This window comes from Burkholderia sp. LA-2-3-30-S1-D2, assembly GCF_001523915.2.
In the GTDB taxonomy this organism is placed as follows: Bacteria; Pseudomonadota; Gammaproteobacteria; order Burkholderiales; family Burkholderiaceae; genus Burkholderia; species Burkholderia diffusa.
The window spans coordinates 98398-124223 of sequence record NZ_CP013384.1 but is presented as its reverse complement, the minus strand read 5'-3'; the positions used below and the strand labels follow the sequence as shown (position 1 = coordinate 124223).

19 protein-coding genes are annotated in these 25826 nt (G+C 66.1%); 2 read left to right on the top strand and 17 right to left on the bottom strand.

All coding sequences use genetic code 11. The features are described 5' to 3' along the window. Nucleotides 1–197 precede the first annotated feature (197 nt). The gene (locus tag WS66_RS13140) at nt 198–866 is read right to left on the bottom strand and encodes a TetR/AcrR family transcriptional regulator (RefSeq protein ID WP_059602048.1); all 669 of its coding nucleotides are present in this window, start codon (nt 864–866) and stop codon (nt 198–200) included. 73 nt (nt 867–939) lie between these two features. On the opposite strand from WS66_RS13140, the gene WS66_RS13135 reads away from it, so the two are divergent. Next, entirely contained in the window at nt 940–2592 is a 1653-nt protein-coding gene (locus WS66_RS13135) for an acyl-CoA dehydrogenase family protein (RefSeq protein ID WP_059602051.1), read from the top strand. A gap of 119 nt (nt 2593–2711) precedes the next feature. Here the strand turns inward: WS66_RS13135 and WS66_RS13130 are convergent, their stop codons facing one another. The 4 genes from WS66_RS13130 to hemE all read right to left on the bottom strand — a co-directional run bounded on the left by WS66_RS13130 (nt 2712) and on the right by hemE (nt 12049). Next, a complete protein-coding gene (locus tag WS66_RS13130) occupies nt 2712–3851 on the bottom strand; it encodes a branched-chain amino acid ABC transporter substrate-binding protein (protein ID WP_059602054.1) in 1140 nt (379 codons plus the stop codon). An 84-nt stretch (nt 3852–3935) separates the two neighbouring features. Further along, complete coding sequence (putA, locus tag WS66_RS13125) at nt 3936–7868, bottom strand: trifunctional transcriptional regulator/proline dehydrogenase/L-glutamate gamma-semialdehyde dehydrogenase (protein ID WP_059602057.1); 3933 nt, start codon at nt 7866–7868, stop codon at nt 3936–3938. Between the two features lie 376 nt (nt 7869–8244). After that, entirely contained in the window at nt 8245–10506 is a 2262-nt protein-coding gene (locus tag WS66_RS13120) for a primosomal protein N' (RefSeq protein ID WP_059602060.1), read from the bottom strand. Nucleotides 10507–10954: 448 nt separating this feature from the next. Continuing rightward, on the bottom strand, nt 10955–12049 hold the full coding sequence (gene hemE / locus WS66_RS13115) for a uroporphyrinogen decarboxylase (protein WP_059602063.1): 1095 nt from the start codon (nt 12047–12049) through the stop codon (nt 10955–10957). 148 nt (nt 12050–12197) lie between these two features. Between hemE and WS66_RS13110 the strand changes: the two genes are divergently transcribed. Beyond that, on the top strand, nt 12198–13007 hold the full coding sequence (locus WS66_RS13110; protein WP_059602066.1) for a transporter substrate-binding domain-containing protein: 810 nt from the start codon (nt 12198–12200) through the stop codon (nt 13005–13007). 701 nt (nt 13008–13708) lie between these two features. Here the strand turns inward: WS66_RS13110 and WS66_RS13100 are convergent. From WS66_RS13100 to WS66_RS13040, 12 genes are all read right to left on the bottom strand, one after another. Next, nucleotides 13709–15436, bottom strand: coding sequence for an AMP-binding protein (locus tag WS66_RS13100; protein ID WP_059602069.1), 1728 nt, complete (start codon nt 15434–15436; stop codon nt 13709–13711). A gap of 258 nt (nt 15437–15694) precedes the next feature. Next, nucleotides 15695–16120: a F0F1 ATP synthase subunit epsilon gene (locus WS66_RS13095; RefSeq protein ID WP_006477288.1), complete on the bottom strand. Its 426-nt coding sequence runs from the start codon at nt 16118–16120 to the stop codon at nt 15695–15697. A gap of 104 nt (nt 16121–16224) precedes the next feature. Beyond that, the gene (gene atpD, locus WS66_RS13090) at nt 16225–17619 is read right to left on the bottom strand and encodes a F0F1 ATP synthase subunit beta (RefSeq protein ID WP_034183838.1); all 1395 of its coding nucleotides are present in this window, start codon (nt 17617–17619) and stop codon (nt 16225–16227) included. 66 nt (nt 17620–17685) lie between these two features. Beyond that, nucleotides 17686–18561 (bottom strand): F0F1 ATP synthase subunit gamma, encoded by an 876-nt coding sequence (gene atpG, locus WS66_RS13085; RefSeq protein WP_059602072.1) that lies wholly within the window; start codon nt 18559–18561, stop codon nt 17686–17688. A 69-nt stretch (nt 18562–18630) separates the two neighbouring features. Next, nucleotides 18631–20172: a F0F1 ATP synthase subunit alpha gene (gene atpA / locus WS66_RS13080; protein ID WP_059602075.1), complete on the bottom strand. Its 1542-nt coding sequence runs from the start codon at nt 20170–20172 to the stop codon at nt 18631–18633. A 44-nt stretch (nt 20173–20216) separates the two neighbouring features. Next, nucleotides 20217–20756: a F0F1 ATP synthase subunit delta gene (locus WS66_RS13075; protein WP_014895498.1), complete on the bottom strand. Its 540-nt coding sequence runs from the start codon at nt 20754–20756 to the stop codon at nt 20217–20219. 2 nt (nt 20757–20758) lie between these two features. Beyond that, complete coding sequence (locus tag WS66_RS13070) at nt 20759–21229, bottom strand: F0F1 ATP synthase subunit B (protein WP_006477283.1); 471 nt, start codon at nt 21227–21229, stop codon at nt 20759–20761. Between the two features lie 129 nt (nt 21230–21358). Then, nucleotides 21359–21628: a F0F1 ATP synthase subunit C gene (gene atpE, locus WS66_RS13065; protein ID WP_006482730.1), complete on the bottom strand. Its 270-nt coding sequence runs from the start codon at nt 21626–21628 to the stop codon at nt 21359–21361. Nucleotides 21629–21703: 75 nt separating this feature from the next. Beyond that, entirely contained in the window at nt 21704–22555 is an 852-nt protein-coding gene (gene atpB, locus WS66_RS13060) for a F0F1 ATP synthase subunit A (protein ID WP_059602078.1), read from the bottom strand. 110 nt (nt 22556–22665) lie between these two features. Beyond that, on the bottom strand, nt 22666–23193 hold the full coding sequence (locus tag WS66_RS13055) for an ATP synthase subunit I (protein WP_059602081.1): 528 nt from the start codon (nt 23191–23193) through the stop codon (nt 22666–22668). Between the two features lie 575 nt (nt 23194–23768). Beyond that, nucleotides 23769–24899, bottom strand: coding sequence for an SLC13 family permease (locus WS66_RS13045; RefSeq protein ID WP_059602248.1), 1131 nt, complete (start codon nt 24897–24899; stop codon nt 23769–23771). Nucleotides 24900–24912: 13 nt separating this feature from the next. Then, nucleotides 24913–25806 carry a ParB/RepB/Spo0J family partition protein gene (locus WS66_RS13040; RefSeq protein ID WP_059602251.1) on the bottom strand — a complete coding sequence of 298 codons (894 nt, stop codon included), beginning with the start codon at nt 25804–25806 and terminating at the stop codon, nt 24913–24915. Nucleotides 25807–25826 lie beyond the last annotated feature (20 nt).

The window sequence follows — 25826 nt, the reverse complement described above, 5'->3', positions numbered from 1 at the left end:
AGCCCGAGCCAATAAGGGTGGACAATCGAAAGTTCGTCATGGCGGCCATGCATTTTTCTCATGACGGGCCATGCGCAAGGCTCAATGCCAAGACCATGTGCCCGGCAACGCATGCGCATCAGGCATCTCCTCCCAGTGCCGGCCCACACTCGCGACGGGCTTGCGCTGGCCGCCCGGACGCACGGCCACGCCGCGCATCACGCGCCCGCGGCCGCCAGATAGGCGCCGAGGACGGCCTGCAACTCGCCCCGCAACGCGGCGAAGTCCAGCGCGGGCCCGAGCGTGAGCAGCGCCTGCGACACGCCGCCGTAGCAGACCGCGTGCGCCATTCGCGCGATCCCGTCGAGCCTCGCGGCCGGCGGCGGATCGCTGCACTGCGCAAGCGCGTCGCGCCACAGCGCGACATACGCGTCGTAATGGCGGCGGTATGCGGACAGCGGCGACACCTGCCGCTCCAGCGCGAAGAACGCGCTCCACGGCGCGGCGTCCGCGGCGATCGCATCGACCTGCAGGTCGACGAGCACGGCCGCGAGCTCGGCACGCGGCACGCCGCGCAGCCCGCGCGCCGCTTCGCGCAGCCGGTCGGCCAGCGCCAGCACGCGCCGGTGGATGCACAGCGCGGCGAGGCTCTGCTTGTCGCCGAAGTATTCGTAGAAGGTGCCGACGCTCACGCCCGCGACGGCCGCGATCTCGCGGATCGTCGCCTTCGCGTAGCCGCGCTCGAGCAAAAGCTGAACGAAGGCCTGCTGGAGCGCCTCGGACGTGGCCTGCGCGCGCGACTGGCGCGGCCGGCGGCGCAACGCGGGCGCGGGTTGCGCCGCCGGCTGGCCGGGCGGCGCCGGAACCTGAACATGTCGCGGCGGCATATTTGCTACTCTGAAATTCAGCGGAAACGCGTTTGACCGGCAGACCGCGAAGCACGAGACCGGAGACAGCCCGATGACCGAATCGACCCATGCCATCACGAACCAGTTCGACGAACTGGTCGACTATAACCTCTTCGCCACCGACGTCGCGCTGCGCGAGGCACTCGCCCGCGCGAGCGCCGGCTGGGCCGTGCCGCAGCTCGACGCGTACGGCGCGCGGCTCGGCAGCGCCGACACCGCGCGGCTCGCCGACGAAGCAAACCGCCATCCGCCGGAACTGAACGCGTTCGACCGGCGCGGCCGGCGCATCGACTGCGTCGACTTCCATCCGGCGTGGCACACGCTGCTCGGCATGTACCGCAACGAGGGCTTCGTGTCGCTCGCGTTCCGCGATACGCGCCCGGGCCGCTGGGCCGCGACCGCGGCCGGCTTCTACCTGCACGGCCAGATCGAGGCCGGCACGCTGTGCCCGGCGACGATGACGCAGGCCGCGATCCCGGTGCTGCAGAAGGAACCCGCGCTGTGGGACCTGCTGCGCGACAAGCTGTACAGCGACGACTACGATCCGCGCGACGTGCCGGTCGCCGACAAGCGCTCGATCTGGTTCGGCATGGGCATGACCGAGAAACAGGGCGGCTCCGACGTGCGCGCGAACACGACGCTGGCGAGCGCCGTCGGCGTGGGCGGACGCGGCGGCGAATACCGGCTGCGCGGCCACAAGTGGTTCTTCTCCGCGCCGATGTGCGACGCGCACCTGGTCGTCGCGCGCACCGCGGCCGGCGGCCCGTCGTGCTTCTACGTGCCGCGCTGGCGGCCCGACGGGACGAAGAACGCGGTCGAGATCCAGCGGCTGAAGAACAAGGTCGGCAACCGCAGCAACTCGAGCAGCGAGATCGAGTTGAACGACGCGTGGGGCATCATGCTCGGCGACGAAGGCCGCGGCATTCCGACCATCATCGAGATGGCCACGTACACGCGGCTGAACTGCGTGCTCGGCAGCGCGGCGATGCTGCGCCAGGGCGTCGTGCAGGCGATCGCGTACACGCGCCAGCGCCATGCGTTCGGCCGCGCGCTCGCCGAGCAGCCGCTGATGCGCACCGTGCTCGCCGATCTCGCGCTCGAAAGCGAAGCCGCGCTCGCGCTCGCGATGCGTCTCGCCGACGCGTTCGAGCGCGACGACTCGCCGCGCGAACGCGCGTGGAAGCGGATCGTCACGCCCGCCGCGAAATTCTGGGTCTGCAAGCGCGCGGTCGAGCTGACCGGCGAGGTGATGGAAGTGTTCGGCGGCAACGGCTACGTCGACGACGGCCCGATCGCGCGGCTGTTCCGCGAAGCGCCGGTCAACTCGATCTGGGAAGGCTCCGGCAACGTGATGTGCCTCGACGTGCTGCGCGCGGTGTCGCGCGAACCCGACGCGGCCGCGGCGCTCTTCGACGAGCTGACCGACCTCTGCGCGGGCGAGCCCCGCATCCGCGCGGCGCTCGATGCGCTGCGCGCGAGGCTCGCGGCACCGGCCGATACGCTCGAGGCGTCGGCCCGCGTGTTCGCGCAGCGGCTCGCGCTCGTCGCGCAGGCCTGCCTGCTGCGGCGCGACGCGCCCGCGGCCGTCGCCGACGCGTTCATCGCGACGCGGCTTGCCGCGCCCGACTGGGGCCGCATCGCGGGCGGCTTCGATCCGCACGCGCTCGACGTCGCCGCGCTGCTGCAGCGCGCATACGCGGCCTGACGAGCGCCGAACCGACCACCGACGCCAAAGAAAAAGCCACCGGGCCCGACGGCCCGGTGGCTTCTTCACATGATGCCCCGCACGGCGCCCTTCGACGCCGCCGGCGACTCACGCCATGCTTACTTGCCGCCGATGCTCTTCAGCGGCTTCCACTCGCCCTTCTCGACCTTGTACATCGTGATGCCGCCGTTCTTCAGGTCGCCCTTCGCGTCGTACGCGACGTGCGACGACGTGACGCCGGCCATGTCGGTCTTCGCGAGCACCGGCAGGTATTTCGCCGGATCGGTCGAGCCGGCCTTCTTCATCGCGTTGAGCATCGCCATCGCGCCGTCGTACGCGTACGGCGAGTACGTCTGCACGTCTTCGCCGAAGCGCTTCTTGTACTTGTCGGCGTAGGCCTTGCCGCCCGGCATTTCCTCGAGCGGGAGGCCTGCCAGCGATGCGATCGTGCCGTCGGCCGCGTTACCCGCGATCTTCAGGAACGTCGGCGTCTTCACCATTTCGCCGCTCATCAGCGGTGCGGTGATGCCGAGCGTCTTCATCTGCTTGACCATCGGCGCTGCCTGCGAATCCGCGCCGCCGTAGTAGACGAGGTCCGGCTTCGCCGCCTTCAGCTTCGTCAGGATCGCCTTGAAGTCGACGGCCTTGTCGTTCGTGAACTCACGGTCGACGATCGTCGCGCCGCCGGCCTTCGCGGCCTTCTCGAACTGGTCGGCGAGACCCTGGCCGTAGGCCGTGCGGTCGTCGACGATCGCGATCTTCTTCATGCCGAGATCCTTCGCCGCGAAGGTGCCCGCCACCGAGCCCTGCTGCGTGTCGGACGTCATCATGCGGAAGGTCGTCTTGTAACCCTGCTGCGTGTATTCCGGCGCCGTCGCCATCGCGATTTCCGGAATGCCGGCGTTTGCGTAGATACGCGAAGCGGGAATCGTCGTGCCCGAGTTGAAGTGGCCGAGCATGCCCTTGATGCCGTCGTCGACGAGCTTCTGCGCAACCGTCGTGCCGGTGCGCGGGTCAGCCTGGTCGTCCTGCGTCTCGAGTACGAACTTCACCGCCTTGCCGCCGATCTTCGGGTTCGTCGCGTTGAAGTCTTCCAGCGCGAGCGCGATCCCGTTCTGCATATCCTTGCCGTAGTGCGCCTGGGCGCCCGTCATCGGCCCTGCGTAACCGATCTTCACGTCGTCCGCATGGGCCGTCCCCGCAAGCGACATGACGGCGACGAACGTCGCGCCTGCCAGCTTTTTCATCGTGTGTTGCATAGCATCTCCTTGGTACCAGGGTAAATGGAGCGGCTTCGGGATCGCCTTGCCGCTTCCTTTGTTTGATCCGAACGGCAAGGATGGTCAGCCGATCGTCATCAAATTCGCATTGCCGCCCGCCGCGGCCGTGTTCACGCTCACCGAGCGTTCGGTGAGCAGGCGCTCGAGCGCGTAGTCTTCCGCGTCGCCGTTCTCGAACGCGCCCGCCGACACGCCCTGCACCGACACGATCGGGCCCGGTCGCTGCGCGACGTCCTTCACGAGCGTCTGCAGTTCGTCGCTATCGCCTTCGAACAGCACCGCGTCGAACGGCGCGTCGGCCTGCTTGCGCACGGCCGCATGCCCCTTCAGCGCCGCCGGCAGCGCGGCGACCAGCGCCTCGCCCGCCGCGCCGGCGAACAGCGCGCGGTTGCCCGTCGCGAGCACCGCCGCGAACTGCGCGCGCGCGCCGCCCGGCGTGGCCGCGACACACAGCACGGTGCCGCGCGGGCCGAGTGTATACGTGTTTCGCTCGCCCGTCGGCCCGGTCAGCACCGCGGTCGCACCGGCCGGCACCTGCGCCAGATAGCCGTCGCAGCGTGCGGCCAGCGCCGGCTCGCGCTGCTCGATCAGCCAGTCGCGCAGCGTCGTGAGCGCCGCCGCCGGGTTGCCGCGTGCATCGCCTTCGACCGCGCCGTCCGCGATCAGCATCTGCGCGAGCGAGCGCGGCAGGCCCGACGGACGCGTCGCGAGCAGGCGCTGCAGGTACAGCGCGCCGCCGGCCTTCGGGCCCGTGCCCGACAGCCCTTCGCCGCCGAACGGCTGCACGCCGACCACCGCGCCGATCACGTTGCGGTTCACGTAGATGTTGCCGACGTGCGCGTTCGAGATCACGTGCGCGATCGTCTCGTCGATCCGCGTGTGGATGCCGAGCGTCAGGCCGTAACCCGTCGCGCGGATCTGCTCGAGCAGCTTGTCGAGCTGGCTGCGGCGATAGCGCACGACGTGCAGCACCGGGCCGAACACTTCACGCTTCAGCTCGTCGATGCTGCCGATCTCGATCAGCGTCGGCGGCACGAACGTGCCGTGTGCGCAAGCTTCCGGCGACGACAGCTGCGTGACCGCGTGGCCCTTCTCCTTCATCGCCGCGACGTGCGTGTCGATCGTCTGCTTCGCTTCGGCGTCGATCACCGGGCCGACGTCGGTCGACAGCCGGTCCGGGTTGCCGAGCGCCAGCTCGTGCATCGCGCCCTTGAGCATCGTCAACGTGCGGTCCGCGACGTCGTCCTGCAGACACAGAACGCGCAGCGCCGAACACCGTTGACCGGCCGAGTCGAACGACGACTGCATCACGTCCGCGACGACCTGCTCCGCGAGCGCCGACGAGTCGACGATCATCGCGTTCTGGCCGCCCGTTTCCGCGATCAGCGGAATCGGCTTGCCGTCCGGGTCGAGGCGCGCGGCGAGCGTCTTGTTGATCAGGCGCGCGACTTCGGTCGAGCCGGTAAACATCACCGCGCGCGTGCGCGGATCGGCGACCAGCGCCGCGCCGACGGTCTCGCCGGTGCCCGGCAGCAGCTGCACCGCGCCGGCCGGCACGCCGGCCTCGCGCAGCAGGCGCACGGCCTGGGCGGCGATCAGCGGCGTCTGTTCGGCCGGCTTCGCGAGCACCGTGTTGCCGGCCGCGAGCGCGGCCGCCACCTGGCCCATGAAGATCGCGAGCGGGAAGTTCCACGGGCTGATACAGACCACGGGGCCGAGCGGGCGGTGCGTGTCGTTCGAGAATTCGTCGCGGATCTGCGCCGCGTAGTAGCGCAGGAAGTCGACGGCTTCGCGAATTTCGGCGATCGCGTTCGGCAGCGACTTGCCGGCTTCGCGCACGATCAGGCCCATCAGCGTGTGCATCTGCGCTTCGAGCAGGTCGGCAGCGCGCACCAGGCAGTCGGCGCGCGCATCGACCGGCGTCGCCTGCCAGATCGGCGCGGCGGCCACCGCGTGCGCGAGCGCCGCGCTCACGTGTTCGGCCGTCGCTTCGCTGACGGTGCCGACCAGGTCGCGCTGGTCGGCCGGGTTGCGCACGTCGCGCGCCGGGGCGTCGGCGAGCGCGTCGTCGGCGAGCATCGGCGCCGCGCGCCACGGATGGTGCGCGCTCGCGAGCAGCGCGGACGACAGCGACGCGAGACGATGTTCGTTCGACAGGTCGAGGCCCATCGAGTTGGGACGCTCGTCGCCGTAGAGGTTGCGCGGCAGCGGGATCTTCGCGTGCGGCGCGCCGAGCGGCACGACCTTCGATGCCTCGTCGACCGGATCGGCGACCAGTTCCTTCACCGACACCGTCTTGTCGGCGATGCGGTTCACGAAGGACGTGTTCGCGCCGTTCTCCAGCAGGCGGCGCACGAGGTACGCGAGCAGCGTTTCATGCGTGCCGACCGGTGCATACACGCGGCACGGACGGTTCAGCTTGTCGCGGCCCGTGACTTCCTCGTACAGCGGTTCACCCATCCCGTGCAAGCACTGGAATTCGTACTGGCCGGGGTAGTAGTTCTGGCCGGCCAGGTGATAGATCGCGGCCAGCGTGTACGCGTTGTGCGTCGCGAATTGCGGGTAGACGGCGTCGGGCGCCGCGAGCAGCTTCTTCGCGCACGCGAGGTACGACACGTCCGTATAGATCTTGCGCGTGTAGACCGGATAGCCTTCGAGGCCGTCGACCTGCGCACGCTTGATTTCGGTATCCCAGTACGCGCCCTTGACGAGGCGGATCATCAGGCGGTGACGGCTGCGGCGCGCGAGGTCGATCAGGTAGTCGATCACGAACGGGCAACGCTTCTGGTAGCCCTGCACGACGAAGCCGATGCCGTTCCAGCCGGCCAGCTCCGGATCGAAGCAGAGCGCTTCGAGCAAGTCGAGCGAGATTTCGAGGCGATCCGCTTCTTCCGCGTCGATGTTCAGGCCGATGTCGTAGCGGCGCGCGAGCAGCGCGAGCGCACGCACGCGCGGCAGCAGCTCGCTCATCGTGCGGTCCTGCTGCGAGCGCGAGTAGCGCGCGTGCAGCGCCGACAGCTTGATCGAGATGCCCGGGCCTTCGTAGATGCCGCGGCCGCCGGCGGCCTTGCCGATCGCGTGGATCGCCTGCTCGTACGACGCGTAGTAGCGCTGCGCGTCCTCTTCGGTCGTCGCCGCTTCGCCGAGCATGTCGTACGAGTAGCGGAAGCCGCGCGCTTCGTACTTGCGGCTGTTCGCGAGCGCTTCGGAAATCGTCTCGCCGGTGACGAACTGCTCGCCCATCAGACGCATCGCCATGTCGACGCCCTTGCGGATCAGCGGCTCGCCGCCGCGGCCGATCAGGCGCGTGAGCGCCGACGACAGGCCCGCTTCGCTATTGGTCGTCACGAGCTTGCCGGTGATCATCAGGCCCCAGGTCGCCGCGTTCACGAACAGCGACGGCGCGTGGCCGACGTGCGAGCGCCAGTCGCCCTTGCTGATCTTGTCGCGGATCAGCGCATCGCGCGTCGCGCGATCGGGAATGCGCAGCAGCGCTTCGGCCAGACACATCAGCGCGACGCCTTCCTGGCTCGACAGCGAGAACTCGTGGATCAGCCCCTCGACGCCACCGCCCGAGCTCTTCTCGCGCAGCGCCTCGACGAGCTGCGTCGCGAGCGTCTGCACGTCGGCCTGCAGGTTCGCGGGCAGGCGCGCCTGGCCCAGCAGGAACGGCACGCATTCCGGCTCGGGGCGGCGATACGCGGCCGTGATCGCCGCGCGCAGCACCGATTGCGGCTGCACGTTCTGCGCGAACTCGAGGAACGGATGCGGCGAGTTGTCGTCGTCGCCGTCCGTCGCCTGGCCGTCGGCGAGCTCCGTCACGCCGCTGTTGCCCGACAGTTCAGGCGGCAGCTGGCCGTGCTCGATCCGCTCGAGATACGCGAAGATCGCCTGCTTGATCAGCCAGTGGGGAGTGCGCTCGAGACGCGCTGCCGCGTCTTTCAGGCGCGAGCGGAGAAGGTCGTCGACTTTGACGCCGAGAGTCGTGCTTGCCATGGTGGGTTCGTGCGCCGGTGCGAGTCCGGCGATGTGGTGTGAGAGGATGCGCGAAATCCTACGGCACGCAATAAAAAGGTGCAACCGAATTGATGGATCGGTTGCACCTTCAAGTTACTCAATATAATCAGCCACTTATGAAGTTGCAACCTAGGGGTTGCCCGTGGTCGGCGGATCGGTGTTTTCCCTGATCGGGGCGAGTCGGCGCGCGCGGGCAACCCTCGGCGTGCACCACCGAGGGGAAAAGCGGGTTGCACTGCGCGGGGTGACAGGGAATTCAGGTGGGTGTGGGACGGGCCGGCAGGCGGCTCGCGCAGGTCGCCGGTTCCGGCCGGCTCGGTATCGGCGAGCGGTGCGGCGGCCGCGCGCGCAACGCTCAGATATCCAGCGGATCGACCTCGACGCTCCACCGCAGCACGCCCTTCAGCGCACGCAGTTCCGGCTGCCATGCGCGCAGCGCATGCTGCAATGCCGCCCGCGACGCGCTTTCGAGCAACAACTGCGCGCGGTGGACGTTCGCGACCTTGACGATCGTCATCGGCACCGCGTCGTAGACGGTCACGCGATCGGCGCCCGGCAGCCCCGGCAACGCGGCCGCGGCCTGCAGCAGGAACGCGAGCGCCGCATCGAGCGTGCGTCCTTCGGCGCGCAGCAGCGCCTGGTAGACGAACGGCGGCAGATGCGCGTCGCGGCGCTCGCCGAGCGTCGAATTCGCGAAGCCGACGTAATCCTGCCGGCCGAGCGCGTGATACAGCGCGTGACGCGGGTAACGCGTCTGCACGAGCACCTCGCCCGGCAGTCCGGCGCGCCCCGCGCGGCCGCTCACCTGCATCAGCTGCGCGAACAGCCGCTCGCTCGCGCGGAAGTCGTGCGAGAACAGCGCGGTGTCGGCATTGAGCACGCCGACGAGCGACACGCGCTGGAAGTCGTGCCCCTTCGCGATCATCTGCGTGCCGACCAGGATGTCGACTTCACCGGCGTGCACGTCCGAGAACAGCGCCTGCGCACTGCCCTTGCGTCGCGTGCTGTCCGCGTCGATCCGCAATATCCGTGCGCCCGGCACGGCCTCGGCGAGCGCCTCCTCGATGCGCTGCGTGCCGCGCCCGAGCGGCGCGATATCGACGTTCCCGCATTCCGGGCACGACCGCGGAATGCGCGCTTCCCAGCCGCAGTGATGGCAGCGCAGCGCATGCTCGGGCTTGTGCAGCACGACGTAGGCGCTGCAGCGCGGGCAACCGGCGACCCAGCCGCACGCGTCGCACGCGAGCTGCGGCGCGTAGCCGCGCCGGTTCAGGAACACGAGGCTCTGTTCGCCGCGCTCGAGCCGCGCCTTCAACGCCGCGACAAGCGGCCCCGACAGCCCGCCCATCGACGCGCGCCCGCGCCGCCGCTCCTCTTCGAGATCGATCAGCCGCACGGTCGGCAGCGTCGCGTCGGCTACCGCGCGGCGCGACAACGTGAGCCGCGTGTAGCGGCCCTGATCGGCCTGCCACCAGCTCTCGAGCGAAGGCGTCGCCGAGCCGAGCACGACCGGAATGCCGAGATGCTTCGCGCGCCACACCGCAAGATCGCGCGCCGAATAGCGCAGCCCTTCCTGCTGCTTGTATGCGGGCTCGTGCTCCTCGTCGACGACGATCAGTGCGAGCGTCGGCAGCGAAGCAAGCACCGCGAGCCGCGTGCCGAGCACGATCCGCGCGCGGCCCGTGTGCGCGGCGAGCCAGTTGCGCGCACGCTCGCCCTCGGCGAGCCCGCTGTGCAGCGTGACGATCGCGTCGTCGGCGAGCGTGCCCGCGAAGCGTGCGCGGAACGCGGCCTCGAACTGCGGCGTCAGGTTGATTTCGGGCACGAGCACGAGCGCCTGCGCGTCGGGCCGCGCATCGAGCAGCGCGGCGAGCGCATGCAGATAGACCTCGGTCTTGCCGCTTCCGGTCACGCCATGCAGCAGGAACGGCGCGAAGCCCTGCGCGGCGCGAATCGCGTCGAGCGCCTCCGCCTGCTGGTCGGTGAGCGCCGGCGGCACAGTTCGTCCACTGGTTGTCGACAGGTTATCCACAGGCTTGGGCACAGGCGCGTCGGCCCAGCCGATTTCCTCGATGGCGACCCAGCCGCGCGCCGCCCAATCGTCGAGCGTGGCGGCGGCCTTCGGATGCAACGCACGCGCATCGGGCAACGTCATCGAATCGGTGTCGGCGAGCGCCTGCGCGAGCCGCCGCAGCGCGGCCCCGCGCGCCGGCAGTGCGTCGGGCAGCGCCGCGCGGCCGGCTTCGGTCAGCCGGTAGCGCACCTCGGGCGCCAGCAGCCGGCCCCAGCGCTCCGCGTCGCGCAGCGCCTGCGGCAACGCCGGCAGCGCGACTTCGCCGCGACCGCGCTGGTAATAGTCGGCCGCGAACGACACGAGCGCGAGCCAATCCGGCGCGAGCGGCGGCAGCTCGGTACAGATCGCGTCGATCGCCCGCAACCGGGACGGCGGCACGTCGGTGTGAGTCGTCACTTCGCAGACGAGGCCGACAACCTGCCGTTTGCCGAACGGCACCTGCACCAGGGTGCCGGGCTCAGGCGCCGGCTGGACGTCGCAGCGGTAGTCGAACAGGGTGGCGAGCGGATGGTCGAGGGCGACCCTGAGGTAGGTGCCGCCCATCACCGCGCTCCGGCGACAGCACGGGGCGCACTGGCGAATTGCACCCGGGTCCGCGCCACGGTGGCGAACTTAAAGTAAAACTTCAGATTCGGCGCTAAGTTTTGGATTCGCATTAGGAATCGCCGTATACCCTGACCAGCCTGTGGATAACTTTGTTGAGAACTCGCCGTTCAACAGCCGCGAAGCGCGCGGGGCCGTGCTTCCCGCTGTTTTCGGCCGCCGTCGGCCGCGCCCCGCGGAGCCTTATTCCATAAGGCTGCTATTCAAATTACGGAGCCATAGCGAGACATTTCGACCGATACAGGGCTCTACCGCGCTGCAACGTGGAAAATGTGCATAAGTCAAGTCTTGACAAGCCTTGAATCGGCAACCGGTGCGGGGTTGCGCCCTGTTTAGCGCCGACAGCGAAACGCCGCCACCCCGCAGTGCAGCATGGCAGCGCTTGCGCTTAGCCCACCGATCCGCTACGGATCTTGCGGCTGTGGGTGTGCACTTCGTCGACGAGCTCGGCGACGTGGTCGGGCGACGTGAACTGCGAAATGCCGTGGCCGAGGTTGAATACGTGACCGGGGTGATTGCCGTAGCTGTCGAGCACCGCACGCGCCTGCTCGCGCACCGCGGCCGGCGGCGCAAACAGGATCGTCGGGTCGAGGTTGCCCTGCAGCGCGACGCGCCCGGCGACGCGTTCGCGCGCGGCGCCGAGATTGACCGTCCAGTCGAGGCCGACCGCGTCGACGCCGGTCGCCGCGATTTCCTCGAGCCACAGGCCGCCGCCCTTCGTGAACGTGATCACCGGCACGCGCTCGCCGTCGTGCTCGCGCTTCAGCTGCGCGACCACGCGACGGATGTAGTCCAGCGAGAAGCGCTGATATGCGCCGTCGGCGAGTGCGCCGCCCCACGTATCGAAGATCATCACGGCCTGCGCGCCGGCTTCGATCTGCGCGTTCAGGTACGCGGCCACGGCCTGCGCGTTCACGTCGAGGATCCGGTGCATCAGGTCGGGGCGCGAATACGCCATCGACTTCACCGTGCGGAAATCGTCCGACCCGCCGCCTTCGACCATGTAGCACGCGAGCGTCCACGGGCTGCCCGAGAAGCCGATCAGCGGCACGCGCTGGCGGCCCTGGCCGTCGGTCAGCGCGCGGCGGATCTCGCGCACGGCGCCCGTCACGTAGCCGAGCGTCTCCTCGATGTCCGGCACCGCGAGCTTCGCGACGTCGGCCTCGGTGCGCACCGGATGCGCGAACTTCGGCCCTTCGCCGACCTGAAAGTCGAGGCCGAGGCCCATCGCGTCGGGAATCGTCAGGATGTCCGAGAACAGGATCGCGGCGTCGAGCGGGAAGCGCTCGAGCGGCTGCAGCGTCACTTCGGTCGCGTAGTCGGGATTCTTCGCGAGGCCGAGGAAGCTGCCGGCGCGCGCGCGCGTCGCGTTGTATTCGGGCAGATAGCGGCCGGCCTGACGCATCAGCCAGATCGGCGTGTAGTCGGTCGGCTCGCGCAGAAGCGCACGCAGGAAGGTGTCGTTGAGCAGGTTATGGGCCACGGTAGGAGCGACGAGCGAAGGCAAAGCGGCATTTTACCGGAGCGCGGCCGCACGGCTGCGTATGCCGATGCGATGGCGGCCATATGACGCGCGCGATGGCTCCGTTATGATCGGACGCTGATATCGAACCGACCGAAGGAGGAAACCGATGAAGACATTCGCCACGCTGGCCACGCTCGCCGCTGCCATGCTTTGCTGCGCCGCCGCGCACGCGCAGGGTACGACCACGACGGCGGCCCCGACCACCGCGGCCGTCGGCTCGCGGCTCGACGACGTGGTCGCACGCGGCACGCTGCGCGTATGCACGACGGGCGACTACAAGCCGTATTCGTACTACCGGGCGGACGGCCGCTTCGAGGGCATCGACATCGACATGGCCGAGTCGCTCGCGAAATCGCTCGGCGTGAAGGCCGAGTTCGTGAAGACGAGCTGGTCGAACCTCACCAACGACTTCGTCGCGAAGTGCGATGTCGCGGTGGGCGGCGTGTCGACGACACTCGAGCGCCAGAAGCGCGTGTTCTTCACGCACCCGTACGTGGTCGACGGCAAGACGCCGATCGTGCGCTGCGCGGACGCCGACAAGTACCAGACCGTCGCGCAGATCGACCGGCCCGAGACCCGCGTGATCGTGAACCCGGGCGGCACCAACGAGCGCTTCGCGAAGCAGTTCTTCACGCATGCGAACCTGAGCGTCTATCCGGACAACGTGACGATCTTCAAGCAGATCCTCGCGGGCAAGGCGGACGTCATGGTGACGGATGCGTCCGAGACGCTGCTGCAGCAAAAGCTGAATCCGGGCCTGTGCTCCGTGCATCCGGACAAGCCGTTCCAGTTCGGCGAAAAGGCGTACATGGTGCCGCGCGGCGACGTCGTCTTCCAGCAGTACGTCGACCAGTGGCTGCATCTGGCGCTATCGTCCGGCGAATACCAGGCGATCTCCGACAAGTGGCTGAAGTGAGCACGATCGCTTGCGGAACGGGCGTCCGATAACGACGTGGACCCGTTGCCGCCGCCGGCCGCACACCTCGCCGTTACACATCGGCGTGGCGCGTGGCCGGCGTGAAATCGCGAAAACCGGCCGAATGGCCGACTATCGCGTGCCTCAATCACGTTTCAAAATCTTTCCGACGAATGAATCGTCATGTGCGGTATCTGCCGCGCGATGCACATTCCGGCGTGTAAATCGGCATTTCATCGACGCCGATACGCATGAAAAACGCATTGTGCGCGCCCGATGAAAACTCTGCGGAAATGACGAGTAAATATGACCTTCTTCAGGACCCCGAAAACAGAAAAAAATCCCGGAAAGCCTTATCTGGCGGGCGTTACAACCTGAAACACTTTGTTACCGTGAGGGATCATTAATTCGCCCACAATGGGCTCAACGGTTTCAACACGGATGCGGTCTCGTGTGCCAAGTGTGAGCGGACGCGAAGCGCTGCGAGCCAGTCGGTCACGTACCGAAGCCCTTCCGAGGGGCATCCCTGTTGGAGTCGTTTCCGGCTCCCGCCGGACTCGGTTTCATCTTTGGTCTCCTCGCGCTAACCCCGTAGCGTGTGGTTTTTAGCGGGCTAATAAGCCCGCTTTTTTTCGTCCATCGAAAACGCAACGGCCCGCAGGCCGCCGCGTTCGTCCCGCCGGCCGGGCCGCTTGCTCGTATCAAGCGGTCTTCTGCACGTCGAGCTTCAGCTCGTCGATCATCCGTTCGCGCATCACGAATTTCTGCACCTTGCCCGTCACCGTCATCGGCAGCTCGTCGACGAAGCGGATGTAGCGCGGAATCTTGTAGTGCGCGATCTGGCCGCTACAGAACGCGCGCACGTCATCCTCGGTCATCTGCTCGTTCGCGCGCAGCACGATCCACGCGCACAGCTCCTCGCCGTATTTCGCGTCGGGCACGCCGAACACCTGCGCGCTCTGAATCTTCGGATGCCTGAACAGGAATTCCTCGATCTCGCGCGGATACACGTTCTCGCCGCCGCGAATGACCATGTCCTTCAGCCGGCCGACGATGTTGCAGTAGCCGTCGGCGTCGAGCGTCGCGAGGTCGCCCGTATGCATCCAGCCGTCGACCAGCACCTCGCGCGTCTTCGCGTCGTCGTCCCAGTAGCCGAGCATCACCGAGTAACCCTTCGTGCACAGCTCGCCCGTCGCGCCGACCGGCACGATCGCGCCGGTTGGGTCGACGATCTTCACCTCCAGGTGCGGCTGGATGCGGCCGACCGTCGTCGTGCGCTTCTCGAGCGGGTCGTCGGTCGAGCTCTGGAACGACACGGGGCTCGTCTCCGTCATTCCGTACGCGATCGTGATCTCGGACAGATGCATCTGCGACACGACGCGCTTCATCGTCTCGATCGGGCACGGCGAGCCGGCCATGATCCCGGTGCGGAGCGTCGACAGGTCGAACTTCGCGAAGTCCGGATGATCGAGCTCCGCGATGAACATCGTCGGCACGCCGTGCAGCGCGGTACAGCGCTCCTCGGCGACGGCCGCGAGCGTCGCGACCGGATCGAACGCCTCGCCGGGGAACACCATCGCCGCGCCCTTCGACACGCACGCGAGCACGGCCAGCACCATCCCGAAGCAGTGATACAGCGGCACCGGGATGCAGAGCGAATCCTGTTCGGTGAAGCGCATCGCCATCGCGATCGAGCGCGCGTTGTTGACGACGTTGCGGTGCGTGAGCGTCGCGCCCTTCGGGCTGCCGGTCGTGCCGCTCGTGAACTGGATGTTGATCGGATCGGTGGCCGCGAGCGTCGCGCCGATCGCGTCGAGCCGCGCGACATCGAGCGTGTCGCGGCCGCGCGCCATCACGTCCGCGAAGCGGAACATGCCGGCCGGCGCGACCTCGCCCATCGACACGACCGTGCGCAGGCTCGGCACGCGTGCCGCATGCAGGTCGCCCGGCGTCGCGCTCGCGAGCTCCGGCGCGATCGTCTGCAGCATCTCGACGTACGCCGACGTCTTGAAGCGCTCGGCCGCGATCACGGCCTTGCAGCCGACCTTGTTCAGCGCGTATTCGAGTTCCGCAAGCCGGTAGGCCGGGTTGATGTTGACGAGGACCGCGCCGATGCGCGCGGTCGCGAATTGCGTGAGCAGCCATTCGCTGCGGTTCGGCGACCAGATGCCGACGCAGTCGCCCTTCGCGATCCCGAGCGCGGCGAGGCCCGCCGCGAGCACGTCGATCTCGTGCGCGAACGCGCGCCAGGTCCAGCGCACCTGCTGTTCGCGGAACACGACGGCCGGGCGATCGGGAAAGCGGCCCGCCGTGTCGAGCAGGAACCGGCTGATCGTCGCTTCGGATAGCGGCACGTCGGTCGCGCCGCGCACGTACGACAGTCCGTTTTCGGGCGCGATCAGCGCCCCCTTGCCAAGGTCTGCTGCCATCGATGTCTCCGTCCGTTTTTGTCTGATCGGCTCAGCACGCGGCTGACGCGCGCGCCTGCTCCGCCACGATCGCGGCGGACTGCCTCTGCGCGGATGATGCCGCGTTCTGCTGACGACACTCTGACATCAAATCGCGGCGGGCGGATGAAATAGCACGACCGGACGATACGATCCGGCCCGCAAAAAACCGACGAAAACGACGGACGAAAAAAAAGCAGCCCGAAGGCTGCTTTCTTTCGCGGGATACGCACGCGCGGCTCAGTGCCGGCTGCGAATCTTCGCCAGACGCTGGATCGCTTCGAGCTGCGCCATCGCGGTCGCGAGCTCCGATTGCGCCTTTGCGAGGTCGAGGTCCGACTTCGCGTTCTGCAGCGTTTCCTCGGCACGCTTGCGCGCTTCCTCGGCTTTCGCCGCGTCGAGGTCCTTGCCGCGGATCGCGGTATCGGCGAGCACCGTCACGGCGCCCGGCTGCACTTCGAGAATGCCGCCTGCGACGAACACGAATTCGTCGTTGCCGCCCTCGACTTCGATGCGCACCGCACCCGGACGAATCCGCGTGATCAGCGGCGTGTGACCCGGCAGAATACCCAGCTCACCCGTTTCGCCCGGCAGCGCGACGAATTTCGCCTCGCCCGAGAAGATCTGCTCTTCCGCGCTGACGACGTCTACTTTGATGGTTGCCATATCGACTCCTGGTTGAGCGTATTACGTGGGCGCCCGTCCGTGAAAAGATGCCATCGAGACATCCTTCACGAACGCACGGGCGCCCGCTGCGTTACACCCGACCTTTACTGGATCTTCTTGGCCTTTTCGAAGGCTTCGTCGATCGTGCCGACCATGTAGAACGCCTGTTCCGGCAGGTGGTCGCACTCGCCGTCGACGATCATCTTGAAGCCACGGATCGTTTCCTTCAGCGGCACGTACTTGCCCGGCGAGCCCGTGAACACTTCAGCGACGTGGAACGGCTGCGACAGGAAACGCTGGATCTTACGAGCGCGCGCGACCGACAGCTTGTCTTCCGGCGACAGTTCGTCCATGCCCAGAATCGCGATGATGTCGCGCAGTTCCTTGTAGCGCTGCAGCGTCTGCTGAACGCGACGGGTGATCGAGTAGTGCTCTTCACCGATCACGTTCGGGTCGATCTGGCGCGACGTCGAGTCGAGCGGGTCGACCGCCGGGTAGATACCCAGCGAAGCGATGTCACGCGACAGAACGACGGTTGCGTCCAGGTGGCCGAAGGTGGTTGCCGGCGACGGGTCGGTCAAGTCGTCCGCAGGGACGTACACGGCCTGAACCGACGTAATCGAGCCCTTCTTGGTCGACGTGATGCGTTCCTGCAGCTTGCCCATTTCTTCAGCCAGCGTCGGCTGATAGCCCACTGCCGACGGCATACGGCCGAGCAGTGCCGACACTTCGGTACCGGCCAGCGTGAAACGGTAGATGTTGTCGACGAAGAACAGCACGTCGAGGCCTTCGTCACGGAAGTGCTCGGCCATCGTCAGGCCGGTCAGCGCAACGCGCAGACGGTTGCCCGGCGGCTCGTTCATCTGGCCGTACACCAGCGCGACCTTGTCGAGAACGTTCGAGTCCTTCATTTCGTGGTAGAAGTCGTTCCCTTCACGGGTACGCTCGCCCACGCCCGCGAACACGGAGTAACCGCCGTGTTCCTTCGCGATGTTGTTGATGAGCTCCATCATGTTGACGGTCTTGCCCACGCCAGCACCGCCGAACAGGCCAACCTTGCCGCCCTTTGCGAACGGGCAGATCAGGTCGATAACCTTGATACCCGTTTCGAGCAGTTCGGTCGACGGCGACAGTTCGTCGAACGCCGGAGCCTTCTGGTGGATCGAACGCGTGTGTTCGCTCACGATCGGGCCGGCTTCGTCGATCGGACGGCCGAGCACGTCCATGATACGACCGAGGGTCGGCTTGCCGACCGGCACCGAGATCGGATTTGCCGTGTTCTTCACGGTCAGACCGCGGCGCAGGCCGTCGGATGCACCCAGACAGATGGTACGGACAACGCCGTCGCCCAGCTGCTGCTGGACTTCGAGCGTCAGTTCCGAGCCATCGAGAATGAGCGCGTCGTAGATCTTCGGCATGCTGTCGCGCGGGAATTCCACGTCGATAACGGCGCCGATGCACTGTACGATCTTGCCTTCTACCAAAGCAGCAGTACTCATCGCTTTTCCTTTAAATACCTGATTCTTTACTCGCGCAAAGGCGCAGTTGTCGTCCGTGGCGCGCGCTTAAACAGCAGCTGCGCCGCCGACGATCTCCGACAGTTCTTTCGTAATCGCGGCCTGGCGGCTCTTGTTGTATACGAGCTGCAGTTCGCTGATCACCGTCTTCGCGTTGTCGGACGCGGCCTTCATCGCGACCATCCGCGCCGACTGCTCGGACGCCATGTTTTCAGCGACGGCCTGGTACACCAGCGCCTCGACGTAACGCACGAGCAGTTCGTCGACGACTGCCTGCGCGTCCGGCTCGTAGATGTAGTCCCACGACGTAGCCGGCGTACCGTCATCGGCTTCGAAGTGTTCCGACGACAGCGGCAGCAGCTGCTCGATCACGGCTTCCTGCTTCATCGTGTTGACGAAGCGCGTGTAAGCGATATAAACCGCCGACAGCTTGCCTTCCGAATACAGGTCGAGCTGCGTCTTCACTGCGCCGATCAGCTTGTCCAGATGCGGGGTGTCGCCGAGGTGCACGACCTGCGACATCACCTTCGCGCCGAAGCGGTTCAGGAAACCGAGGCCCTTGCTGCCGATCGCCGTGGCTTCGACCTTCTGGCCCTTCTCTTCCAGCTCCTTGAACTTCTGCACCGTCGCACGCAGCACGTTGGTGTTCAGCCCGCCGCACAGACCCTTGTCCGTCGTGACGAGGATGATGCCGGCCGTGTTCGCGCCGTCGTTTGCCACCATGAACGGGTGGCGGTACTCCGGGTTCGCGCGGCTCATGTGCGCGGCGATGGCACGGACCTTGTCCGCGTAAGGACGAGCGGCGCGCATGCGTTCCTGCGCGCGGCGCATCTTCGATGCGGCCACCATCTCCATCGCCTTCGTGATCTTGCGCGTGTTCTGCACGCTCTTGATCTTGCCGCGAATTTCCTTCATTCCAGCCATAGCTTGCTCCTTGACCGAAGCTGCGCGGGCGCATCAGCACCCGCGCGGCCTCAGTGTGTCACTCGCGGATCAATAGGCACCCGACTTCTTGAAGGATTCGATCGCCGCGCGCAGCGCGCCTTCGTCGTCCTTCGAGAGATCCTTGGTGTCTTCGATGCGCTTGATGAGGTCAGCGTGGCTGGTCTTCAGGTTGTCGCGCAGGCCCTTCTCGAACGGCAGCACTTGCTTCACGTCGAGGTCGTCGAGGTAGCCGTTGTTCGCGGCGTACAGCGACACGGCCAGTTCCCAAACCTGCAGCGGCTGGTACTGCGGCTGCTTCAGCAGTTCCGTCACGCGGCGGCCGCGCTCGAGCTGCTTGCGGGTCGCTTCGTCGAGGTCCGATGCGAACTGCGCGAATGCGGCCAGTTCACGGTACTGCGCGAGGTCGGTACGGATACCGCCCGACAGCTTCTTCACGACCTTCGTCTGAGCGGCGCCACCGACGCGCGACACCGACACGCCGGCGTTGATTGCCGGGCGGATGCCTGCGTTGAACAGGTCGGTTTCCAGGAAGATCTGGCCGTCGGTAATCGAGATCACGTTCGTCGGAACGAACGCGGTCACGTCGCCAGCCTGCGTTTCGATGACCGGCAGTGCCGTCAGCGAGCCGCTCTTGCCCTTCACTTCGCCGTTCGTGAACTTCTCGACGTACTCTTCCGACACGCGAGCAGCACGCTCGAGCAGACGCGAGTGCAGATAGAACACGTCACCCGGATATGCTTCACGGCCCGGCGGGCGGCGCAGCAGCAGCGAGATCTGACGGTATGCCCAAGCTTGCTTGGTCAAGTCGTCGTAAATGATCAGCGCGTCCTGGCCGCGGTCGCGGAAGTATTCGCCCATCGTGCAGCCGGCGTACGGTGCGAGGTACTGCATCGCTGCCGAATCCGACGCCGTAGCGGCGACGACGATCGTGTATTCCATCGCGCCCGTTTCTTCGAGCTTGCGAACCACGTTCATGATCGACGAAGCCTTCTGGCCGATCGCGACGTAGATACAGATCAGGTCCTTGCCCTTCTGGTTGATGATCGCGTCGAGCGCCACCGCGGTCTTGCCGCACTGACGGTCGCCGATGATCAGCTCACGCTGGCCACGGCCGATCGGCACCATCGCGTCGATCGACTTGATGCCCGTCTGCACCGGCTGCGACACCGACTTACGCCAGATCACGCCCGGGGCGATCTTTTCGATCGCGTCGGTCAGCTTCGCGTTGACCGGGCCCTTGCCATCGATCGGGTTGCCGAGCGCGTCGACCACGCGGCCGACGAGTTCCGGACCAACCGGGACTTCCAGAATGCGGCCCGTCGTCTTGACGACGTCGCCTTCCGAGATGTGTTCGTATTCGCCGAGAATCACCGCGCCGACCGAGTCGCGCTCGAGGTTCAGCGCGAGGCCGAACGTGTTGCCCGGAAACTCGAGCATTTCGCCCTGCATCACGTCCGACAGGCCGTGGATGCGCACGATACCGTCGGTCACGGAGATCACGGTGCCCTGGTTGCGAACGTCTGCGCTCGCTTCAAGGCCCTGGATCCGGCTCTTGATCAGCTCGCTGATCTCAGAGGGATTGAGTTGCATTATTCGCTCCTGATAGTCAATTCTGTTGCGTGCCGGCGTGGCGCTCAGGCGGTCAAGGCAGCCTGCATCGATGCGAGGCGCGCGCGAACCGAGGTGTCGAGCACTTCGTCGCCGACCGTCACGCGCACGCCGCCGATCAGCGACGAATCGACTTCGACCGTCGGCTTCAGCTTGCGCTTGAACTTGCGTTCGAGGCCAGAGACGAGGCTTTCGAGATCCGCGCCGTTCAGCGGGAACGCGCTCACGATCTCGGCGTCGGCTGCACCTTCGCGTTCGTTCTTGAGCGCCTCGAACTGCTCGGCGATTTCCGGCAGCAGCGCGATGCGATGATTGTCGACCAGCATCTGCACGAAGTTCTTCGCTTCGGCGCCAGCCGCGACCGGCGACTTCACCGCAGCAAGCAGCAGCTCGGCCACTTGCGTGCGCGTCACCTTCGGGCTCGACGCGACCGACAGCACTTCCGGCAGACGCGCAACCTGGGCCAGCTCTTGCACGAGCGTGGACCAGGCGGCGATGTCACCTCCCTCGGCCACGCGGAACAGCGCTTCTGCGTAAGGGCGGGCGATGGTTGCAAGTTCGGCCATGATCAGAGCTCGGCTTTCAGTTGATTCAGCAGTTGGGCGTGGGCCGTTTGATCGACTTCGCGCTTCAGGATCTGCTCGGCGCCCTTCACGGCCAGCGCGGCGACTTCGCCACGCAGCGCTTCGCGCGCCTTCACGATTTGCTGTTCTGCTTCCGCTTTCGCCTGGGCGACGATGCGGGCGGCCTCAGCCTGGGCGTTGGCCTTGATTTCCTCGGCGACCGCCTGTGCACGCTTTTCAGCGTCGGCGATGCGCTGCTGGCCGTCGTTGCGGGCCTGCGCGAGTTCCTGGTCCACGCGCTTGTGCGCTGCGTCGAGTTCCGCCTTGCCCTTCTCCGCGGCGGCGAGGCCGTCGGCGATCTTCTTCGAACGTTCGTCGAGGGCGTTGATCAACGGCGGCCACACGAATTTCATCGTGAACCACGCGAGGACCAGGAACACGACCATTTGCGCAAACAGAGTTGCGTTGAGATTCACGGTGTTTCCTTATCTGCTATTCCGGAAAAATGAAACGGTAAGGCGCTCATCGAGTTGCATTCGATCAGCGCCCCAAGTCTCCGTTCCGCCCTGCGCCGGCTCACGCCGGGCGCATATTTCCGAGGAACCTTAGCCTGCGAGCTTCGACAGGAGCGGGTTCGCGAACGCGAACAGCATTGCGACACCAACGCCGATCAGGAATGCAGCGTCGATCAGGCCGGCCAGCAGGAACATCTTCGTTTGCAGCGGGTTGATGAGTTCCGGCTGACGTGCGCAGGCTTCGATGTACTTGCCACCCATCAGCGCGATACCGATACAGGCGCCGATTGCACCCAGGCCGATGATGATGCCGATACCGATGGCGGTCAGACCCTGGATGTTGGCGATGTAAGCTTGCATGATCACTCCTTTGTGAAAAGACTTGGAACTGAGATTTAAAAAACTAAAACGGAAACTCTTTTTTGCACGCCGCGCTTAGTGCTTGTCGTGCGCCTGGCCGAGATACACCAGCGTCAGCATCATGAAAATGAATGCCTGCAACAGAACAATCAGGATGTGGAAGATTGCCCAGACGCTACCCGCGATCACGTGACCGACGAAGCCGAGGAACGTTGCGTCGCCACCGAAGCTCCACATGCTGCCGAGCAGGGCGATCAACAGGAACAACAGCTCACCCGCGTACATGTTGCCGAACAGCCGCATGCCGAGGGAAACGGTCTTTGCGAGATATTCGACGATGTTCAACGCGAGGTTCGGGATCCACAGCAGCGGGTGCGCGCCGAACGGGGCCGACAGCAACTCATGCACAAAGCCGCCCACGCCCTTGATCTTGATGCTGTAGTAGATCATCAGGACGAACACGCCGAGCGCGATGCCGAGCGTGCCGTTCAGGTCGGCCGTCGGGACGATGCGATGGTGAGAAATCACGTCCGACAGACCGAGCAGGCCGATGACGCGGCCCGGCAGGTCGACGGGGAGGAAGTCGAGGGAGTTCATCAGCGCGACCCACACGAACACCGTGAGGGCGAGCGGAGCGATGAAGGTGCGGTTGCCGTGGACGATGGCCTTCGATTGATCCTCGACCATTTCGACGAGCATCTCGATCGCACACTGGAAACGGCCCGGCACGCCCGAGGTCGCCTTGCGGGCGGCCAGACGCAGCAGGACGATCGTCACGATACCGCACACGATCGACCAGAACAGCGTGTCGAGGTTCCAGACGTGGATGTCGAAAATCGACGTCTGATGCGAGGTGGAGAAATTCTGCAAGTGGTGCGCAATGTACTCGGACGGATCCGGACCGCGCGTGCCTTCGCTAGCTGCCATATCGTTAATGCCACCCAAATTGTCGAAAATCGTTTTGCCCCGTTCCGCAATACGCTATTGCGGGAACGGGCCGGTGCGGTTCATTGTCGAAACCGCACGCTGCTTGTTGCTTACCGCCAGGCCAGCGCGATCCAGTACGTCTTCAGCACGACGAGGTAGGTGACGAGGAGCGCCGGCCAATGCACGCCGGCATAGCCGTACGCCACTGCGGCAAACATCCCGATCGTCACGCCGAGCTTCAGGGCTTCGCCCATCACCCAGCTCATCACGGTGGCCGAACCACCTGCCTTCAGTCGTGCCACGAACAACGCGCTTGGCACCCAGCCGATCGCCCCGCCCAGAAACGCGGATTGCGCAGCGGCGCCCGGCGACTTCGAAAACAGCCACCACGCCAGCGTTGCAACCAGGGACAAGACCACCTGCGCGATCACCACCTTGTAGGGGGTTACGCGCGGCGGCTTGCTCACGTTCGGACCGAACAGCCTCTCGGCTTCCGTCCGCGTGAGCGGAACGATGTTGTTATCTTGCAGCTCGGCATCCCAGTCGTCGCCATCGGGCTCGCGCCGCTCGCCGGCCGCTGAAGCGGTGCGTTGCGCTCGGTGATCATCGTGCCTGTCGTTCGGCGCCTGACCCGCCATCGCAATCTTCCGCAAAATCCTTGAACCCGGCCCCAAGCTTTCTGAAAGCTTTCAGGGGTGCCTAGCTAACAAATCCGGGCGATTGTAAGCGATAGTTGCAGGTGATTCAAGGCTTTAGACGCGACAAAAACCTGCGTAAAACGACGCCTCATGATGTGAAAAAGCGTGCGCGTCGATGACGTACGATGACAGTTGTAAGGTCGGCTTTTTGCGCCGGCATTTCTTGCCCGAAAAAGCGCGGTCGCGATGAAATGAGGTGACAACGAAGTCTGGTGGGGGCGACACCGGCGCGACGTGATCGCAGCAGAAATCCTGCTGTGACGCGATCACGGGAAATGACCCGACGCGGCGACGGGTAACAGAGGAAACACTGTGACCGCCACGTCGAGCGCGATGCGCGAAATGCGCTTGAACGTGAACACGCCTATGCCTGCAATCAGTTGTTGTGCCGCCACAGTCGTTCGACTGTGGCGGCACAACACTTATCAACAGGACCGCCTTCGCAACGACCGGGAACGCTGTGCGCCCTCCCCGCCACGCTTGCGGCATGCATAAGCCGCACTGATCCGCAGCGCTCAGCCGTGAACGAGCAACCACGCACCCAGCGCCGCGCTCAGGATCGCGAACGGAATCGACACGAGGTGAAACGGCAGCCACATACGAGGCTCCTTCGCAAGACGCACCGCGATCAGGTTCGCGAGCGAACCGATCGCGAAACCGAAGCCGCCGACCGATACGCCGAACGCGAGCGCCCGCCAGTCGCGCGTGAATTCCGACAGCAGGATCGCCGCCGGCACGTTGCTGATTCCCTGTGACACCACCGCGCCCGCTGCGAACACACGCAGCGGCGAATCGAGATGGGTTCGCGCGATCGCATCGTGGACGACCGGCAGCGCAGCCGCGCTGCGCAGCACGACGAACATCAGTACGAAGATCAGCAGCAGCAGCCAGTCGATCTTCAGGACCGCGTCACGTCTCGCCACCAGCAGTGCGATCACGACGGCGATCAGACCCGGCACGGGATTGTGCGCATCGGCGAGCAGCACGAACGCACCGAACAGCACCGCCGCGAGCAACGCATGCATGCGCTGCACTGGAACGGCCTGGACGTCTCCCGACAGATCGAGCGGCTTCGCGCGAAACGCGCACGCCGTCAGCACGAGCAGCAGCGCCATCAACGCCAGTGCGAGCGGCCCGAGCGTGACGACGAAGCGGCCAAACGACACGCCGCTCAATTGCCACAGGAAAAGGTTCTGGGGATTGCCGAGCGGGGTCGCGACGGACCCCGCGTTGACGGCCAGCGCGACGACGATCACGAGCCGCCGGAACGGCAGCGGCGTCAACGTGCGCAGCGATACCATCAGCGGCACGACGACGAACAGCGCGACATCGTTGGTGAGCCACATCGCGAGCGCCGCCGCGAACACGACGAGCAGCATCGCAAGCCCGCGCTCGGAATGCACGTGATGCACGATGCGATGCGCGAGCCACATCAGGCACCCGGACAGCTCGAGCGCCTTGGTCAGCATCAGCAGACCCGCGAGCGTCGCGACGGTCTGCCAGTCGACGAGACCGACCAGCGCGGCAATTGGTTGCGGACGCAACCATTGCAAAACAACCAGCGCAAGCGCCAGCACCGTTAGTACGGGTTCCTGCAAAAGCCAGCCAAGCCACCGGCACGGCGCCGGTGCGCCCGTGTTTTCCATCGATCGTGCCTCGTTATTCTTCGGCCGCGACGTTGCCGCGCAGGCGCGCAAGAATGCCCTCGAGCGCGTCGAGGTTGCCGAAATCGATCATCACCTGCCCTCGCCCGCGGCGGCCGAGCTTGATCTTCACCGTCGACGCAAGCAGATCGGACAACTCATCCTCGAGACGACGCGTGTCGCGGCCGCCGTCATCCTTCGCGCGCGCCTTCACCGCCGGCGCTTCCTTCGTCGTATGCGCGACCAGCTTCTCGGTCTCGCGCACCGACATGCGCTTGTTGACGACCTGGTGCGCGAGTGTGATCTGCGTCGCGGCATCGACCGCAAGCAGCGCACGCGCGTGGCCCATGTCGAGGTCGCCGGCCAGCAGCATCGTCTGCACCGGCGCTGCGAGGTTCAGCAGACGCAGCAGGTTCGATACCGCGCTGCGCGAGCGGCCGACCGATTCGGCCGCCTGTTCGTGCGTGAAACCGAACTCGTCGAGCAAGCGCTGGATACCGTGCGCCTCTTCCAGCGGATTCAGATCCTCGCGCTGGATGTTCTCGATCAGCGCCATCGCGGCGGCGGCCTGATCGGACACGTCCTTCACGAGCACCGGTACTTCGTCGAGGCCGGCCAGGCGTGCCGCGCGGAAACGCCGCTCGCCCGCGATGATTTCGTATTTGTCAGATGAAATAGGTCGTACCAGGATCGGCTGCATCACGCCTTGCGCGCGAATGCTGGCCGCCAGCTCCTGCAAGCTGCCTTCGTCCATCCGCGTCCGCGGTTGGTACTTGCCCGCCTGCAGCTTGCCGAGCGCGAGCGTGTTCGGCGCCCCTTCGATCTTCACCGCTTCGGTGATGTCCGCACTGCCGCCGAGCAGCGCTTCGAGGCCACGTCCCAAGCCCTTCTTCTTTGGTACCGCGTTCATGTCTTTCTTCCTCGCTTCGC